The sequence below is a fragment of the Pseudomonas sp. VS40 genome, assembly GCF_018587885.1.
Classification (GTDB): Bacteria; Pseudomonadota; Gammaproteobacteria; order Pseudomonadales; family Pseudomonadaceae; genus Aquipseudomonas; species Aquipseudomonas pergaminensis.
The window spans coordinates 96,936-112,753 of sequence record NZ_JAGYWD010000004.1 but is presented as its reverse complement, the minus strand read 5'-3'; the positions used below and the strand labels follow the sequence as shown (position 1 = coordinate 112,753).

18 protein-coding genes are annotated in these 15,818 nt (G+C 59.2%); 4 read left to right on the top strand and 14 right to left on the bottom strand.

Annotation, left to right across the window (positions count from 1 at the left end; genetic code table 11):
• Positions 1-147: 147 nt before the first annotated feature.
• Positions 148-417: a short-chain dehydrogenase gene (locus KHP07_RS13230; protein ID WP_099493628.1), complete on the bottom strand. Its 270-nt coding sequence runs from the start codon at positions 415-417 to the stop codon at positions 148-150.
• A 331-nt stretch (positions 418-748) separates the two neighbouring features.
• A complete protein-coding gene (locus KHP07_RS13225) occupies positions 749-1,381 on the bottom strand; it encodes a hypothetical protein (RefSeq protein WP_214497316.1) in 633 nt (210 codons plus the stop codon).
• Positions 1,382-1,650: 269 nt separating this feature from the next.
• Between KHP07_RS13225 and KHP07_RS13220 the strand changes: the two genes are divergently transcribed.
• Entirely contained in the window at positions 1,651-2,019 is a 369-nt protein-coding gene (locus KHP07_RS13220) for a hypothetical protein (RefSeq protein ID WP_028617538.1), read from the top strand.
• A 153-nt stretch (positions 2,020-2,172) separates the two neighbouring features.
• On the opposite strand, the gene KHP07_RS13215 is transcribed toward KHP07_RS13220, so the two are convergent.
• Together KHP07_RS13215 and KHP07_RS13210 are read right to left on the bottom strand one after the other, a co-directional pair.
• On the bottom strand, positions 2,173-2,751 hold the full coding sequence (locus KHP07_RS13215; protein WP_028617537.1) for a DUF4337 domain-containing protein: 579 nt from the start codon (positions 2,749-2,751) through the stop codon (positions 2,173-2,175).
• Between the two features lie 54 nt (positions 2,752-2,805).
• The gene (locus KHP07_RS13210; protein WP_214497315.1) at positions 2,806-3,171 is read right to left on the bottom strand and encodes a DUF2784 domain-containing protein; all 366 of its coding nucleotides are present in this window, start codon (positions 3,169-3,171) and stop codon (positions 2,806-2,808) included.
• Between the two features lie 109 nt (positions 3,172-3,280).
• Here KHP07_RS13210 and KHP07_RS13205 point away from each other — a divergent pair, with 109 nt between their 5' ends.
• A complete protein-coding gene (locus KHP07_RS13205; RefSeq protein ID WP_214497314.1) occupies positions 3,281-3,967 on the top strand; it encodes an HAD-IA family hydrolase in 687 nt (228 codons plus the stop codon).
• Between the two features lie 70 nt (positions 3,968-4,037).
• Here the strand turns inward: KHP07_RS13205 and KHP07_RS13200 are convergent, their stop codons facing one another.
• Positions 4,038-4,784 (bottom strand): 3-oxoacyl-ACP reductase family protein, encoded by a 747-nt coding sequence (locus KHP07_RS13200; protein ID WP_214497313.1) that lies wholly within the window; start codon positions 4,782-4,784, stop codon positions 4,038-4,040.
• A 126-nt stretch (positions 4,785-4,910) separates the two neighbouring features.
• On the opposite strand from KHP07_RS13200, the gene KHP07_RS13195 reads away from it, so the two are divergent.
• Positions 4,911-5,834 (top strand): LysR family transcriptional regulator, encoded by a 924-nt coding sequence (locus KHP07_RS13195; protein ID WP_078049769.1) that lies wholly within the window; start codon positions 4,911-4,913, stop codon positions 5,832-5,834.
• 105 nt (positions 5,835-5,939) lie between these two features.
• Here the strand turns inward: KHP07_RS13195 and KHP07_RS13190 are convergent, their stop codons facing one another.
• The 3 genes from KHP07_RS13190 to KHP07_RS13180 form a co-directional block, all read right to left on the bottom strand.
• The gene (locus KHP07_RS13190) at positions 5,940-6,668 is read right to left on the bottom strand and encodes an aspartate/glutamate racemase family protein (RefSeq protein ID WP_214497312.1); all 729 of its coding nucleotides are present in this window, start codon (positions 6,666-6,668) and stop codon (positions 5,940-5,942) included.
• Between the two features lie 13 nt (positions 6,669-6,681).
• Entirely contained in the window at positions 6,682-8,211 is a 1,530-nt protein-coding gene (locus tag KHP07_RS13185; protein WP_099493620.1) for an NCS1 family nucleobase:cation symporter-1, read from the bottom strand.
• 471 nt (positions 8,212-8,682) lie between these two features.
• The gene (locus KHP07_RS13180) at positions 8,683-9,417 is read right to left on the bottom strand and encodes a phosphoadenylyl-sulfate reductase (protein ID WP_025854206.1); all 735 of its coding nucleotides are present in this window, start codon (positions 9,415-9,417) and stop codon (positions 8,683-8,685) included.
• A 152-nt stretch (positions 9,418-9,569) separates the two neighbouring features.
• On the opposite strand from KHP07_RS13180, the gene thrH reads away from it, so the two are divergent.
• Entirely contained in the window at positions 9,570-10,187 is a 618-nt protein-coding gene (thrH, locus tag KHP07_RS13175; RefSeq protein ID WP_099493619.1) for a bifunctional phosphoserine phosphatase/homoserine phosphotransferase ThrH, read from the top strand.
• 139 nt (positions 10,188-10,326) lie between these two features.
• On the opposite strand, the gene KHP07_RS13170 is transcribed toward thrH, so the two are convergent.
• The 6 genes from KHP07_RS13170 to rloA all read right to left on the bottom strand — a co-directional run bounded on the left by KHP07_RS13170 (position 10,327) and on the right by rloA (position 15,704).
• Positions 10,327-10,683 (bottom strand): helix-turn-helix domain-containing protein, encoded by a 357-nt coding sequence (locus KHP07_RS13170; protein ID WP_099493618.1) that lies wholly within the window; start codon positions 10,681-10,683, stop codon positions 10,327-10,329.
• A complete protein-coding gene (locus KHP07_RS13165; RefSeq protein ID WP_214497311.1) occupies positions 10,683-10,985 on the bottom strand; it encodes a type II toxin-antitoxin system HigB family toxin in 303 nt (100 codons plus the stop codon). The genes KHP07_RS13170 and KHP07_RS13165 overlap by 1 nt, the downstream gene beginning before the upstream one ends.
• A 229-nt stretch (positions 10,986-11,214) precedes the next feature.
• Entirely contained in the window at positions 11,215-12,558 is a 1,344-nt protein-coding gene (gene pabB, locus KHP07_RS13160; RefSeq protein ID WP_214497310.1) for an aminodeoxychorismate synthase component I, read from the bottom strand.
• Positions 12,559-12,643: 85 nt separating this feature from the next.
• Positions 12,644-13,630: an alpha-L-glutamate ligase-like protein gene (locus tag KHP07_RS13155; RefSeq protein WP_016979244.1), complete on the bottom strand. Its 987-nt coding sequence runs from the start codon at positions 13,628-13,630 to the stop codon at positions 12,644-12,646.
• A complete protein-coding gene (gene rloB, locus KHP07_RS13150; protein WP_078049762.1) occupies positions 13,630-15,162 on the bottom strand; it encodes an osmotic stress tolerance membrane protein RloB in 1,533 nt (510 codons plus the stop codon). Before rloB ends, KHP07_RS13155 begins: the two co-directional genes overlap by 1 nt.
• Positions 15,163-15,167: 5 nt before the next feature.
• On the bottom strand, positions 15,168-15,704 hold the full coding sequence (rloA, locus tag KHP07_RS13145) for a retropepsin-like aspartic peptidase RloA (RefSeq protein WP_058427391.1): 537 nt from the start codon (positions 15,702-15,704) through the stop codon (positions 15,168-15,170).
• Positions 15,705-15,818 lie beyond the last annotated feature (114 nt).

Here is a 15,818-nt window from a genome sequence, read left to right as displayed (position 1 = left end):
ATAACGCCGCTTATGTTCAATGGCCCCCACTTCTGTGCCAGGTGTGGGGGCCTTTTCACGTGCCCTCGGAAACCAGCACCCCTTGGATTGGTATACCGAACCAAGGGAAACTGGCAGCTATAGTCCTAAAGCGGCATGCAATATCTTCTAGGGCTGCGATACATCCATTCGCCGCTCTATGACATCCAGCAAGTCACACCCATCCCGCAACGGGATAGAGCACAGTAAGGCAAAGTCGCTGAGTACCACCGCATCGCTGCTTATCTCACTACGCAGCGCGAGGTTCTCAAGCACCTGCGTCACAGCACGAAGTCGATAGTTCGCGGCGTCGAGGAGGATTTCAAGCGGGACGGTTGTGTCGACGAAAAGGGCAGGCGTGGTGCTGTCGTTGCTGGTGAGGGCCATGTATGGGTTCATGCGTTAAGTCCGTTCACGTAGGGGGGAGCCACGCATTTGTCGCCAAACAAAAGGTGGCAGCTGTACGCAGGTTGGCGAACCGGGACAAGAACGGACTAAGACCGGCAGACCCGAAGGTCTCCCACGCACAGCTACCATGGAGCAGCTTATTGCGTGCAGGGGCATCCCGCAAATCCACCGGGAGGCTTCTGCCATCTTGTAGTCGAGTCGCCAAACCCGGTCGCCATGTGAGCGACCGCTGGACTATAGGCGGGTCGAATTTGAAGTGGGAGAGTGGCGCTTCTGAATAGGCCGTAGGAAACGGCCCAAATCAATTAGCAGGCCCACATCCTCAAGGCGCCTCTTCCGTATTCAACAAGGGCCCCACCGACCCAAACGGATAACTTCCCATCCCAATCCGCAACGGTGCTATCGGGCTCGCCGCTGCACCCATCAGCAGTACATTGTCGATAACAATGGTTTCCCCTGGCGTGCGGTTATCGGCTGCGACGATAAGGTAGTAAGTCCCGCTGCTTTTCACCGTGCCCTTCAAGACTTGGCTGATAACCCCCACGATGCCCGTCGCCTTGCCAAAGCCTTCAGCCTGCACATTGCCTTGGGCGTCCATCAAGATCAAATAAGGGTTCAGGGCGTATTTGCTGAACCCCAGGCACGAGTTGACGCACCAAGAGTTGACGTCGATATGGAAGGGTTTGTCCTTTATCAAGGCGACGCTGAACAACCGGTAGTTCGACGGTACCCCGTTGATTAGGATGCGCGGTTCCGCGGCAGTGATTTTCCACTGGGGCGGCCGCCATCCCGGGTCGATCGGCATGGGCACCGCCTGCGTATTGTGCATGGCCTCGGAGGGAGTTAGTGCTAACGGCGTGGTGCTATTTTTGACGTGTTCTTCAAACAGTATTTTCGGGTTGCTTGAACAGGCGGTGATCAATAAACAGCCCAGCGCTAAAAACAGAATCCGCATCAGTACTTCCCTGTAGTCGACTTTTTCGAGGTGGCAAGATTACCACCCCGCGCTTCCGGCCTGCGCGTACACCCAAGCAGTCAACCCCGAAGCCACGGTTTCTTCGGGTTATGCGGACACCGGTTTTCCCTCGGCTTGAAGTGAGTTGTTCGCCATTCCTTTTACTCAGCAGCGCTGTAATGGCAAAGGGCTTACATCAACGCTGGAGAAGATTTCCAAGCTTTGTTAAGGTCGCCGCCTTTCCAATAAAGCCATTCAGAGGGATCTAAATGCACCCGGTACTTCGCAAGACATTTGGCGGGCTTTCTGCTCAGTACTACATCCGCAACTTCCTGTTCGGGCTGATTTTTCCCGTGCTGATCTATACCGCGCTGACCCATTCGAAAACCGGTGTGTTCACACTGGGCGCGCTGTTCTATTGCGTGGTCAACAGCCTGCTTTATCCCTACGCGCGTTTCGTTTACGAAAGCATCATGGATTACATTTTTGGCAACAACGTGTTCTTTGTGAATGCCATTCTGATGCTGACCGTCAAGGTGTTCACCATGGCGATCTGCTGGACCATGGCGATTTTCATTGCGCCTATCGGGCTGGCGTATCTGTACTTCCACCATAGCCGTGCGGCGAACCGAGCCTGATTCGATGCTGCGTAGTGCATAGACTGTGGCGCTGGAGCTTGTCGAACCGTCGCAGCGTCCCGTTGGGCCGCGAAGCGGCCATGAAGATGGGACTGCTGCGCAGTCCAGCGGGAGCAAGCTCCCTCGCCACAGGTACTGTGTGTTTGGAAGTGGTTAGATATGCAGCCAGGCGAGGCTCCCTAGTATCACTGCTGCGCCGCCTGCGGTGTACGACATCCGCTTCAACCACTCCCGCCGCGTCAGCAAGGTAATCGCCGCCAACGAAATCGCGATCTGAATCGCGGTCATTGCCTGGGCCCAGCGATGATGCTGGTGCAGGGCCTGTTCCGATTTTTCATCCCATTCCTTCGACGTGGCTTCAAGCTTCTCGGCCTGTTTGCGCACGTCTTCCTTCTGGTTCTTGTAGCGCTCGATTTCTTCCTTGTAATGCACCGCGTCCACACCGGGAATGTGAGTGGCCAGTTCCGCGAGGTTTTGCCGGCTGGACTTGGCCTGGTAGTAGTTCCACTGGTTGGCCGCTTCGGTCTTGAAGATGGCGGCGTTGTTCTTGTCCATCGCCGCTTCGCTTTCGGTCGAGCCGGCCTGGTAGCTGAGCATCGCGCCGAGGGTGGCCATGAGGGCGGTCATCACGGCGATACGGCTGGCGAAATTATCGCCGCGGCCGTGGGCATGCTCGGTGGTGTGTTCGATGTGTTTTTCGTGAGGGCTGGGGACTTCGAAAGCTTCGGACATGGGGGCGTCTGTGAAGGGAATGAGGGAGTTTGATTCTTTACCAGTGAAGCTGTCTCAAACCTGTACATAACGCCGGATCAACCATCCGTATACGGCGATGTTGATCACCAGCACCAACGCGCCCAGGCCCAACTGGATCTGCGGAGTCAGGCCGGCGGGGTAGATCAGCGTGTGAATGTAATGCTCGATAAATCCACCGCCATAGCCGTCCTGCCCGGCGAGGTGACGAAACAGGTTCTCCCAGCGGGTCAGTGGGCAGGGCAGGTGGAACACTTCGACCGCCACGCCCCATGCCGCGGCGGGCAGGTGCAGCCAGATCACCGGGCGCCATTTCAGCGCAAGCAACCCGCCGAACAGGACAAAGAGGATGAAGCTCAAGTGAAATAGCACGAGGCTGTCGGCAGCTAGACGGTAAAGCATTGCGGATACTTTGAAAGGTGAGGTCCACAGTCTAAAGGGTTGCTTGCTGACAAGTGTGACCGTTATTGTGCTGAATCCTTTTAGTCCTTCCCCCCAAGGATCTGTTTTGATGAACGCACCGCGTAGAGTCGGCCCAATCAAGGCTGTGATTTTCGATATGGACGGGCTGTTGCTGGACACTGAAGGCATCTACACCGAAGTCACACAGATCATCGCCGAACGCTACGGCCGCACCTACGATTGGAGCATCAAGCAGCACATCATCGGGCGCGGCGCCCAGGATTTGGCTGACTACGTGGTGAGGGCGCTGGATCTTCCAATCACGCCCGCCGAATTCCTGACGATCCGTGAACCGCTGATGAGCGAGCGCTTCCCAAAAGCCTTGGGCATGCCCGGCGCGGAAGCTTTGGTGCGGCACTTGAAGGCACATAACATCCCGATTGCCGTGGGCACCAGTTCGTCGCGCAATTCGTTTGGCCACAAGACCACCTTGCACCGCGAATGGTTTGGCCTGTTCGACACCATCGTCACCGCTGACGACCCGGAAGTCGGCGCCGCCAAGCCCGCGCCGGACATTTTCCTCACCGCCGCCCGCCGCCTGGGCGTTGCACCGGAGGATTGCCTGGTATTCGAAGACTCACCCTTCGGCGTCACTGCTGCCAAAGCTGCCCATATGACTGCCATCGCCGTACCGGATGAAGCCATGGCCGACAGCAAATACCACCATGCCGACCAGATCATCCGCAAGCTCGCGGACTTTGACCTGGCGGCCTACGGCCTGCCACCTCGACCTTGACTGATCGCGGTTAAAAATGTGGGAGGGGGCAAGCCCCCTCCCACATTTGATTTGCGGTGTCCAGGAAGCCCTAGGCGCTGAAGCCACCATCGATGGTCAGGCTTGCACCGGTGATGTAACCGGCTTCTGGCCCAGCCAGGTAGGCTACGAAGCTGGCAATTTCCTCGACATGCCCATACCGACCTACTGCCATCAAGCCAATCAAACTCTCAGCAAAATCGCTGTTGGCCGGGTTCATGTCGGTATCCACCGGCCCAGGCTGCACGTTGTTGATGGTGATACCACGCGGCCCCAGGTCTCGCGCCAAGCCTTTGGTCAACCCCACCAGCGCCGCCTTGCTCATTGCATACGGGCCACCGCCACCAAACGGCATGCGCTCGGCATTGGTACTGCCGATATTGATCACACGACCGCCGTCACCCATGTGCTTGGCCGCTTCCTGGGTTGCGATAAACACGCTACGTACGTTGACCGCCAGGGTCTGGTCAAAGTCTTCCAGCTTGAAGTCTTCCAGCGGCGCGATGGCCAGCACACCGGCGTTGTTCACCAGGATGTCCAGGCGCCCAAACGCTTCGACGGTGGCGTTGACCGCATTGCGGATTGCCGCCGCGTCGGCGCTGTCGGCGTGAATTGCCAGGGCTTTACCGCCTTCGCTGATCACGCTGTTCTGCAGTGCTTCGGCCTTGGCGGCGGAGCTGACGTAGGTAAAGGCGACGGCGGCGCCCTGTGCTGCGAGGCGCTTGACGATAGCGGCGCCGATGCCGCGAGAACCGCCTTGAATCAAGGCGACTTTGCCGCTGAGGTGTTGTGTGGTCATGTCGATCTCCTAGCTGTTCAAGGCGGGATGCCTTGTTGTTGGAACCGAGTATCGACCTCGCCAGCCCCTCCCGGTAGATCGTGATTGCTATAGTCTGTGTAAACCAAAAGTTTAGAGTGGGGCGATATGGAAAGCTTTGGCAGTATCGAATGCTTTGTGCGCAGCGCCGAAGGTGGCAGCTTTGCCGAGGCGGCCCGGCACCTGAGCCTGACCCCGGCAGCCGTCGGCAAAAGTGTCGCCAAGCTGGAGGCGCGCCTGGGTGTGCGCTTGTTCCAGCGCAGCACTCGGCGCCTGACGCTGACCGAGGCTGGCAAACTGTTTCTCGACGAAGTCAGTGGCAGCCTCACCACCATCCAGAACGCCGTGGCCAACCTGGCCAGTGCCGAAGGACGGCCAGTGGGCACGCTCAAGGTCAGCATGGGGACGGTGTTTGGTAATCGCTATGTGGTGCCGCTGCTGGGGACGTTCATGCAGCGGTTTCCGGATATCAGCCCGGACTGGCATTTCGATAACCGCCAGGTCGACCTGATCGGGCAGGGCTTCGATGCCGCCATTGGTGGTGGTTTCGAGCTGCCCCAGGGCGTGGTGGCGCGTAAGTTGACGCCGGCTCATCGCGTGCTGGTGGCGTCACCGGACTACCTGGCGCAACGCGCGCCGGTGTTAACCCCAGAAGACTTGGCGCACTGCACAGGCATTCTTATCCGTTCACCGCAGACCGGTCGCATCCGTTCCTGGCAGTTGACCAGTATCGAGCGTGAACACAGCCCGCTGGTACTCAAACCGAGCATGACCATGAGCGACTCCGAAGCCGCCTGCTGCGCCAGTGCCCAAGGCTTGGGCATTGCGCTGGTGAGCATGCCGATGGCCGTGCCATTTCTCGACAGTGGTGCCGTCGTGCGTGTGCTGCCCGACTGGTGTGTCGACGACGGCAACATCTCCATTTACTACGCCGAACACAAACTGCTGCCCGGCAAGACCCGGGCGTTTGTAGATTTCATCATTGAGCAGTTTGCCGAGCAGCAATTGGGGCAGCGATTCAGTGCCATTTGATTGCACGCTTACACCGCATCGCGGCCATCGCAGGCAAGCCAGCTCCCACCTTGGAATGCCTTCCCCTTTGGGAGCCGGGCTTGCCCGCGATGGCCACACCTCGGTCTACCGTCCGAACTGGCCCGGCCAACCGATGACTTTTTTCGGCCTCGGCGTTGCATAGGTCCTGATCTTCGACGTCGACAGCCCCAACCGCACCAGCGACTCGGCAATGGTCACCGCTGCGGTCACGCCATCCACCACCGGCACGCCGGTACGGTAGCGGATCTGTTCATCCAGCCCAGCCATGCCACCACAGCCCAGGCAGATTACTTCGGCCTTGTCTTCGCTGATGGCCAGTTCAGCCTGGCGCACGATGGCTTCCATGGCCGCCAGCGGGTCTTCTTCCAGTTCCAGCACCGCCATCCCGCTGGCGCGCACCGAGGCGCAGCGCTGGTAGAGGCCGGCCAGTTTCAGGCGGTCCTCGATCAGCGGCACAGTGCGGTCCAGGGTGGTCACCACCGAATAGGCGTGGCCCAGGAATATGGCCGTGCTGGCAGCGGCTTCGGTGATGTCCACCACCGGCACGTTGAGCAGCTCCTGCAAGCCTTCGCGGCCATGCTCGCCGTAGCCGGCCTGGATCACCGCGTCGAACGGCTGGTCGTAGGCCATCACCCGGTCCATCACCGCGATGGCGGCCAGGTAGCTTTCGAAGTTGCCCTCCACTGACTCCGCGCCGAAGTAAGGGGTGAGCCCGACAATCTCAGTGCCTGGCGCAGCCACGGCCCGCGCCTGCTGGGCGATGGTTTCAGTGATGGATTCGGTGGTGTTGACGTTGACCACGAGGATACGCATGGAAGGTCCTTGATTAATGACTGACGTTATCGACTGCAATGCTTTCGCCGCTGACATCGGCATAGAACGGCTGGCGCTTGGCAATCAGCCCGTACAGCAACCCTGCAATACCGGCGCCAAACATCCAGGAAAACGGTGAAACGCTGGCGAAGCCGGGCAGCAGGGCCAGGAGAATGGCGATCACGGCCGCCGGAATGAACGCCGCCACCGCCCGCAGATTGACGCCACGGCTGTAGTAATAAACGCCGTTCGGGTCTTCGCTATACAGCTGCGGTACGTCGACCTGGCTTTTACGAATCAGCCAGTAATCGACCATGATCACCCCGTACAACGGACCCAGCAGCGCGCCCAGGCCAGAGAGGAAATACACGATCACCAGCGGGCTGTTGTAGAGGTTCCACGGCAGGATCAGTACGGCCACCGTGGCGCTAATCAAACCGGCGCGACGAAAGTTCAGGTACTTGGGCGCCAGGTTGCTCAGCACAAAGGCCGGCGCAACGAAATTGGCCATGATGTTCACCGCCACGGTGACGATCAGGAAGGCCAGGCAGCCCAGCACCAGGAAGAAGGTGTTCGGGATTGCGGCGATGATCTCGGTAGGGCTTTCGATCACCCGGCCATTGAGCTGGAACTGCCCGCCGCACAGCAACACGGTGATCGCGGCAAACACCAGGATATTTACCGGCAGGCCCCAGAAGTTGCCGACCTGGATGGTCTTGCGGCAGGGCGAGGAGCGCGCGAAGTCGCAGAAATTGAGGATCAGCGTGCCGTAGATCGCCAGCCACAGCGCACCACCGGCGAAGATATTGCGCCACATCTCGCCGCCGCTCAGGGGTTCGCGGATCGACCAAGCGATGTTGCCGCCCGTCTGGAAATACATCCAGCCGGCCAACGACGCCACGGTCAGCAGAATCACCGGCCCGGCGAAGCCCTCATAGCGGCGCACCATTTCCATGCCGTAGGCCAGGATCACCAACTGCACCAGCCAGATCGCCACAAAACATGCCCAGCCGAGGGACGAAAGACCAAGGATTGCGTTGTGGTCGTATTCGGCAAAGCCTGGATGAATCGCCGTCAACAGCACCCGGAAAACCACTGACGCCAGGTAGGTCTGGATACCGAACCAGGCAATCGCAATCACTGCGCGGATCAACGCCGGAATCTGCGCGCCATGGATGCCGAAGCTGATGCGGCTGATTACCGGAAAGGGCACGCCGGTCTTCTGGCCCATATAGCCCGACAGGTTCATGAAGAAGTACACCAGCGCCGCACCAATACCCAAGGACAACAGAATCTGCCAGCCGCCCAGGCCCAATGCATACAAGCCAATGGCGAACGAGTAGTTGGCAATGTTGTGCACGTCATTGGTCCACAGCGCGAAGATGCTATAGCGCCCCCAGCGCCGGCCTTCGACCTTGGTGGGTGCCAGGTCCTTGTTATGCAGGCGCGGGCTGAGCACCAATGGACCGGGACGGGTGGCTTCGGGGTTCAGGGAAGAGGAGGGCAGATCCAGTGCGATGTTGTTCGAGAGGCTTGTACGCATTCCGGCAGGCTCCAGCACATCGGCAGCCATGCCGCCGATGGCAAAGTGTATGTAGGTTTTGTATTTATTGTATACAAAGCGTTTTTCACCTTAAGCCACATGCGTGCCAGTTTTCGATCTATGAAAGTGCTGGGTAATTTCGTTTTTATAGGGGATGAATATAAATAGCTGAATTAAAAGCGATATAAATTGACCGTTTGAACAGCTATTTATTTTTTCGAGGAGCGGTGTGAACCGCGATGGGAAATAGCGAGCGAGTAGAGGTGTTACGTTATGGTGCGGCTTTAGAAGAATTGCACACATAAATGGCACCGATCGTTACATCTATGTGTACATGTTGATCGTGCACATAAAACAACTGTGGGAGCGGGCTTGCCCGCGATGACGGAGAATCAGCCACGAAAATTCCGACTGGTCCACCGCCATCGCGGGCAAGCCCGCTCCCACATTGATGACCCGATTGCGAAAAAATCAGGCCTTGCTGATGATATTCCCCGCATGCAGCCCGCATTCCTTCTGCGTGGCTTCCTCCCACCACCAGCGGCCTTCGCGCTCGTGCTGGTTCGGCAGCACCGGGCGGGTGCAGGGCTCGCAGCCGATGCTGATGAAGCCGCGCTCATGCAGGCTGTTGTACGGCAGCTCCAGCATGCGGATGTAACCCCAGACTTCCTCACTGGTCATCTGTGCCAGCGGGTTGAATTTGTACAGGGTGCGTTCCGGTGTGGAGAAGGCCGTGTCGATTTCCAGCGCCGCCACTTGGCTGCGGGTGCCGGGGCTCTGGTCGCGGCGCTGGCCGGTGGCCCAGGCCTTCACGCCTGCAAGTTTACGGCGCAGCGGCTCGATCTTGCGCACACCGCAGCATTCGCCGTGGCCGTCCTTATAGAAGCTGAACAGCCCCTTCTCTTTGACGAAGGGTTCCAGCTTGCTCTGGTCCGGCGAGATCAGCTCGATGTCGATCTTGTAGAAGTCACGCACCTGCTCGATAAACCGGTAGGTCTCCGGGTGCAGGCGGCCGGTGTCGAGGCTGAACACCTTGACGTTCTTGTTCAGCTTCCAGGCCATGTCCACCAGCACCACGTCCTCGGCGCCGCTAAAGGAAATCCACAGGTCATCACCGAACTGGCTGAACGCCAGCTTGAGAATATCCTGGGCGGATTTGTTGGCATAAGTCGCGGCGAGTTCAGCGACGTCGAAGGCTTGGTTCATCAGGACGGTTCCTACAGGTCAGTGGCGCTGAGCGCTCTATAGGGAAGCGATGGTATCAAAATCCGCTCTGCGTTGCGGCGGCGAGCTTGAATCGCTAGAGTTCGGCAGTCCTTTTGCTCGCTCAACCAACAACATACAAATGGGAGTGTCTTGTGGAAATTGCCTGTCTCGACCTGGAAGGGGTGTTGGTTCCGGAAATCTGGATCGCCTTCGCCGAAAAAACCGGTATTGAATCCCTGCGGGCGACCACCCGGGACATTCCCGACTACGACGTGCTGATGAAGCAACGCCTGCGTATCCTCGATGAGCACGGGCTCAAGCTGGCCGACATCCAGGAAGTGATCGCCACCCTCAAGCCCCTGGACGGCGCCATCGAGTTCGTCAACTGGCTGCGCGAACGCTTCCAGGTGGTGATCCTGTCGGACACCTTCTACGAGTTCTCCCAGCCGCTGATGCGCCAACTGGGTTTCCCGACCCTGCTGTGCCATCGCCTCATCACCGACGAAACCGACCGCGTGGTGAGTTACCAACTGCGCCAGAAAGACCCCAAGCGCCAATCGGTATTGGCCTTCAAGAGCCTGTACTACCGCGTGATTGCCGCGGGTGATTCCTACAACGACACCACCATGCTGGGCGAAGCCGACCGTGGGATTCTGTTCCATGCGCCGGAAAATGTGATCCGTGAATTCCCCCAGTTTCCAGCGGTGCATACGTTCGAGGATTTGAAGAAAGAATTTATCAAGGCGTCGAATCGGTCGTTGAGCCTGTAAGTTTTTCAGTGCGGCGGATGGCCTCTTCGCAGGCAAGCCAGCTCCCACATTCGACTGCGTTTATCGTGTAGAAATGCGGCCGAATGTGGGAGCGGGCTTGCTCGCGAAGGGGCCAGTACAGCCACCGTATATTTTCCAGTCAAACCCCTGCAAGCAACCGCTCATAAGGAATACTCAGGCCTTCGTGCAAGCGCTTGATCATCGACAAGCTCAACTTGCGCTTATGATTGAGCACTTCGGACACCCGCCCGCTGGTGCCGATAAATGGCTCCAGGTCCCGGGCGGTCATGCCCAGTTGCTCCATGCGAAATTTGATCGCTTCCACAGGATCCGAGGGCGGCATCGGAAAATGCTCTGCCTCGTACTTCTCAATGAGGACAGCAAGAATTTCCAGCTCGTCACCCTCAGGTGAGCCGATTTCCGCTCCCCATAGCTGCTCCACGCGCGCAAGTGCCGCGGTAAGGTCTTCCTGGGAATGTATAGGTTTGATGTTCATCACACGGTCTCCGCGTTGATCTGGTCGTACTGCGCGTGAGTTCCTACGAAACGTATGAACCCAAGCTGGCGCTGATAATCGATGGCCATAATGACCCGGTACTTGTTACCGCCCACGTTGAAGGCAACCCTGCCACTTTTAAGGATGCTTGCCGTTCTTAGCTCTGCTTTGAGCGCTTGCGGCGTTGGGTAAGTCGCGCTTTCCAGATGGCGGTACAGTTCGACCAGGGGCGTCTTGGCGTCGGAATAGGCTGGATGACTTTCCCAGAATATTCGTAGGGTTGAGAGAGCGATTATGCGCATCGCGCTGATCTCCCAATTTGGGAGAATATAGGCGCGGCTGGATGGAGATGCAATCCCGGAAACAATTTCTGACGAGTAAGCAGTCGGTTCATGTGATCCCTCACAGACGGCTAATGGACGGTCCGAGCCGGACGCTATCGTCCGGCCCGAATACAGTCCATAAACGTTCTGATTCAGGTTTTTTCCTGCCGGTCGGCGCTGTCGACGAGAGCCAGGAAAGGCTTGGCTGCTACAAGTTTTCCAGCGTGTGTAACAACACGCGCACCTTGGTCAGCGACTCCTGATACTCCGCTTCCCATTGCGAATCCGCCACGATCCCACCACCGCCCCAGCAGCATATCTGGCCATCCTTCACCAGCAGGCTGCGGATGGCGATCGAGCTGTCCATCTCGCCGCGCACGTCCAGGTACACCAGCGAGCCGCAGTACAGCCCGCGTCGGGTCGGTTCCAGTTCGTCGATGATCTGCATGGCGCGGATCTTCGGCGCGCCAGTGATGGAGCCACCGGGGAAGCTGCCGGCGATCAAGTCGAGGGCGTCTTTGTCGTCGGCCAACTCACCCGTCACGCTGCTCACCAGGTGATGCACATTGGGGTAGCTTTCCAGGCTGAACAACTCCGGCACGCTGACCGAGCCGATGCGACAGGTGCGGCCAAGGTCGTTGCGCAGCAGGTCGACGATCATCAGGTTTTCGGCGCGATCCTTGGGGCTGGCCAGCAGTTCGGCGGCGTTGGCAGCGTCTTCTTCGGGTGTCAGCCCACGTGGGCGGGTGCCTTTGATGGGGCGGGTTTCGACGCGACCCTCGCTGATATGCACGAAACGCTCAGGCGACAGGCTCAGCACCGCTCCGTCGTCCGGCAGGCTCTGGAACCCGGAGAAGGGCGTGGGGCAGGCTTCGCGCAGGGCGCAATAAGCCACCCAAGGATCGCCGCTGCACGGCGCTCGAAAACGCTGGGCGAAGTTGACTTGGTAGCAATCGCCGGCCTGGATGTAGTCCTGGATACGCACGATGGCCTGGCGGTAAGTCTCGGCGGTGAGGTCAGGCGCCATCGGGCCCTGAAGTGTGAAGGTGGCCAAGGTGTCGACACGTGCCTGGCTGAACAAGGCGATCAGCCGTTGCCGCTCGCTATCGGTCAATGTCGGGTGAAACACCAATTGACTGGTTTGCGCCTGGTGATCACTGATCAATGCCCAGGCATACAACCCGAAGCGCGCATCCGGCAGGTGCAGGTCGTCTGCGGCCAAGTGCGGCATGTGCTCCAGGTGCCGGCCGAAGTCATAGCTCAGGTAGCCGATCAGGCCGCCGGCAAACGGCAACTCATAGCCGGCGGGTAGATCCGCTTTACCCAGCTGGGTCAGGTTTTCGCGCAAGCGTTGCAGGAAATCACTGCCGCTCTCGTCAGGTGAAACCGTCAGGGTTGCGTGCGGCCAGGCGCTCAGCAGGTCATAACGCCCGCGCTCGGCCGCCGGTCGGCCACTGTCCAGCAGCACGGCACCAGGCACATGGCGAATCGCCGCAAAATACGCAGCGGGGTTGGCCTGGTAAGGCAGTGGGTATACAGAGCAGGTCGACATGCGAGGCGAATCAGCTATGGGCATAGAAGGGGCGGCAATTGTACCGCATTCCACTGTAGGAGCCGGCTTGCCGGCGATGCGATCTTCAGCCTTCCACAGGTGGAATATGCCCAAACATTTCCTGCACGAACTTCACGCGTTCTTCCGGGGTTTCCGTCACGCCGGCGGCTTTCAGCTCTTCCAGCCGGGCTTCCACTGCATGGGTGCGCAGGGTCAGGCCACAGTCGTTGGCGATCTGGATATTCAGCCCTGGCCGCGCATTCAGCTCCAGGATCAGCGGGCCTTTTTCCTGGTCGAGCACCATGTCCACGCCGATATAGCCCAAGCCGCACAGCTCATAGCAGCCCGCCGCAAGCTTCATGAAACCGTCCCAGTTGGGCAGTTGCACGCCATCCACCGCGTTGGTGGTGTCGGGGTGTTTGGTGATGATGTTGTTCAGCCAGGTGCCCCGCAGGGTCAGGCCGGTCGCGAGGTCGACACCCACGCCAATCGCCCCTTGGTGCAGGTTGGCCTTGCCGCCCGACTGGCGTGTCGGCAAACGCAGCATGGCCATCACCGGGTAGCCCATCAGCACGATGATGCGGATGTCCGGCACGCCTTCATAACTGATGCTCTTGAAGATCTGGTCGGGCACCACGCGGTACTCGATCAGCGCGCGATCACGGTGGCCGCCCAGCGAGTACAGGCCGGTGAGGATGCTGGAGATCTGGTGCTCGATCTCTTCATGGCTGATGATCTTGCCGGACACCGTGCGATAGCGCCCTTCGAAGCGGTCCGCCACCACCAGGATGCCGTCACCGCCGGCGCCCTGGGCCGGCTTGATCACGAAGTCGCTGCGCCCGCCGATGATGTCGTCGAGCTTGTCGATTTCCTTCTCGGTGGAGATCACTCCGTACATTTCCGGCACATGGATGCCGGCGGCCAGCGCACGTTCCTTGGTGATGATCTTGTCATCCACGATCGGGTACAGGCTGCGCTTGTTGTACTTGAGCACGTAGTCGGCGTTACGCCGGTTGATGCCCATGATCCCGCGCGCTTCCAGGGCCTTCCAGGTCTTCCAGAAGCCGAACATTACGAATCAGCCTTGAGGAAGGCCTTGAAACGCACCAGCTCGGTCAGGCGGTAGCCGCGATAACGACCCATGGCCAGCATGAAACCCACCAGGATCAGCAGGACCGCCGGGAAGGTAAACACGAAGTAGACCAGTTCCGGCACGCTCATGATCAGGTGCGCCAGGGATGCGGCGAACAGCGTACCAATCGCCACTTTCAGCGCATGGTTGGCGCCGCGTTCTTCCCAGGTGATCGACAGGCGTTCGATGGTCATGGTCAGGATCACCATCGGGAACAAGGCCACCGACAACCCACGCTCCAGGCCCAATTTATGGCTGAACAGGCTGATGGCCGCGATCAGCACCACCACGAAGGTGAGCACCACCGACAGCCGCGGCAGCATCTGCAGCTTCAAGTGTTCCAGGTACGACCTGAGGGACAGCCCCAGCGCCGTGATAATCGTGAACAGCACAATCCCGAAGCCCAACTGCGTCTCGCGGAACGCCAGGGCGATCAACACCGGGGTGAACGTGCCCAGGGTCTGCAGGCCGATCAGGTTGCGCAGGATCAGGATCACCAGCACGCCAATCGGGATCATCACCATGATCATGAAGGTCTGCTGGGTCTGCAGCGGCAGGCCGTACAGCGAGTATTCGAGGAAGTTGGCGTCGGTGTTCTCGTCGGTCAGCTTGGCCAGGCGAATCGCATTCATCTCGCTGTTGTTCAGGCTGAAGGTGACCACGGCTTTCTTACCGCCATCGACGGTGATCAGGTTCTCATCACCGGTCCACCACAGCAGGCGGTCGGCCGGCAGGCCCTGTTCGCCGGTTTCCGGGTTGAAGTACAACCAGTCGCTGCCATTAAAGCTGCGCAGCCACAATTCCGGTGCTTGCGGTTGGTCGGCTACCAGGCGGATGGTGTGGACCTTTTCGACCGGCACGTGGGCGATAGACAGCACCAACTCGACGATCTTGGCGCGCTTGGCAACCGAGGTGTCGGCGCCCAGCAGCAGTTTGACGCTGTCGTCATTGAGGTTGTTGGTGCGCTTGATGGCTTCGCTGACGAAGGTTTCGACGTCGGCCGAGTGCTGGCGAATCGGTGCCAGCAGAGCCTCGGCGGCGATTTTCTCCGGGCCTTCTACCGCAATGCTGTCGCGAAAGGTCGGCCCCTTCAGCTTGACCTTGTCGGCTCGGTCTCGCTTGATCAACACCACGCGGTAATACAGCGTCTGGTTGCCCTTGGCCCGGCGCGCAGACCAGGTGACTTTGCGGTTGCCGTCGGTCCGGTTGACGCTGACCCCGTAGTTATTGGAGATAAAACTTTCGTTCAGGCTCACGTAGTCGCGGTTCAGGGGCGGCACAAACATCTGGATCTTCACCGGGTCCTTGGCGCTGGCAACAAACTCGACCTTGGCGTCGACGTTCCACAAGTCATCGGTGGCATTCTCGGTCACGGGGATCCCCTGCACGAAAATCTGGTAGGCGGTGACCGAAATACCCAGGACCACCAGGATGGTGATCAGGATTCTCAGGTGCAGGGTCAGAGAGCGCATTCGGTTTACTCGGCGGTATGAGCGTCGGCGGCGCAGGCAGGTTTGCCTGCTGCGTATTTAAGACTGGGGTCGACCAGCGCATCAAAGCGCTTCAGCGCTTCGGAGCCAATCAGCAGCGGATATTGGAATGCGCTGCGGTCAGTCAAGTTCACTTCGATGCTGCGTAAAGCGGTGCCCATGCAGATATCCAGGGCAATCACAGGACGGGCGGTGTAGTTCTTGTCCTCATCGGGGTCGTAGTCACCGGCGCGGCGCTTGATCTTGCTCACGCGGGCCAGGGGGCGTTCGATGGGGTGGGAATGGGCGGTGTCGATGGCCAGATAGAAGCGCACCCAGGATTCGCCGTTGCGCTTGAAGCGCTTGATATCACGGGCACTGAGGGACGCGGTCTTGGCACCGGTGTCCAGTTTGGCGGCGACTTCCAGGTCGATTCCGGCCAGTTGGGCATATTCGTTGAGGCCATACACGGTCTTCTCGGCGGCAGCGCCGAGGCTGGGTGCGGTCAACAGGCACATCAATAGAAGGAAGGGTTTGAGTCTCATAGATCCCGAGGCGGCAGTGCGATGTTCAATTCAAGGCGACTGGCATTGCTGCGCAAACTCCCTCGTACGCCGTTTCATCCAATGATGTCAGGCAAAAGTGGCGGGCATTCTAAC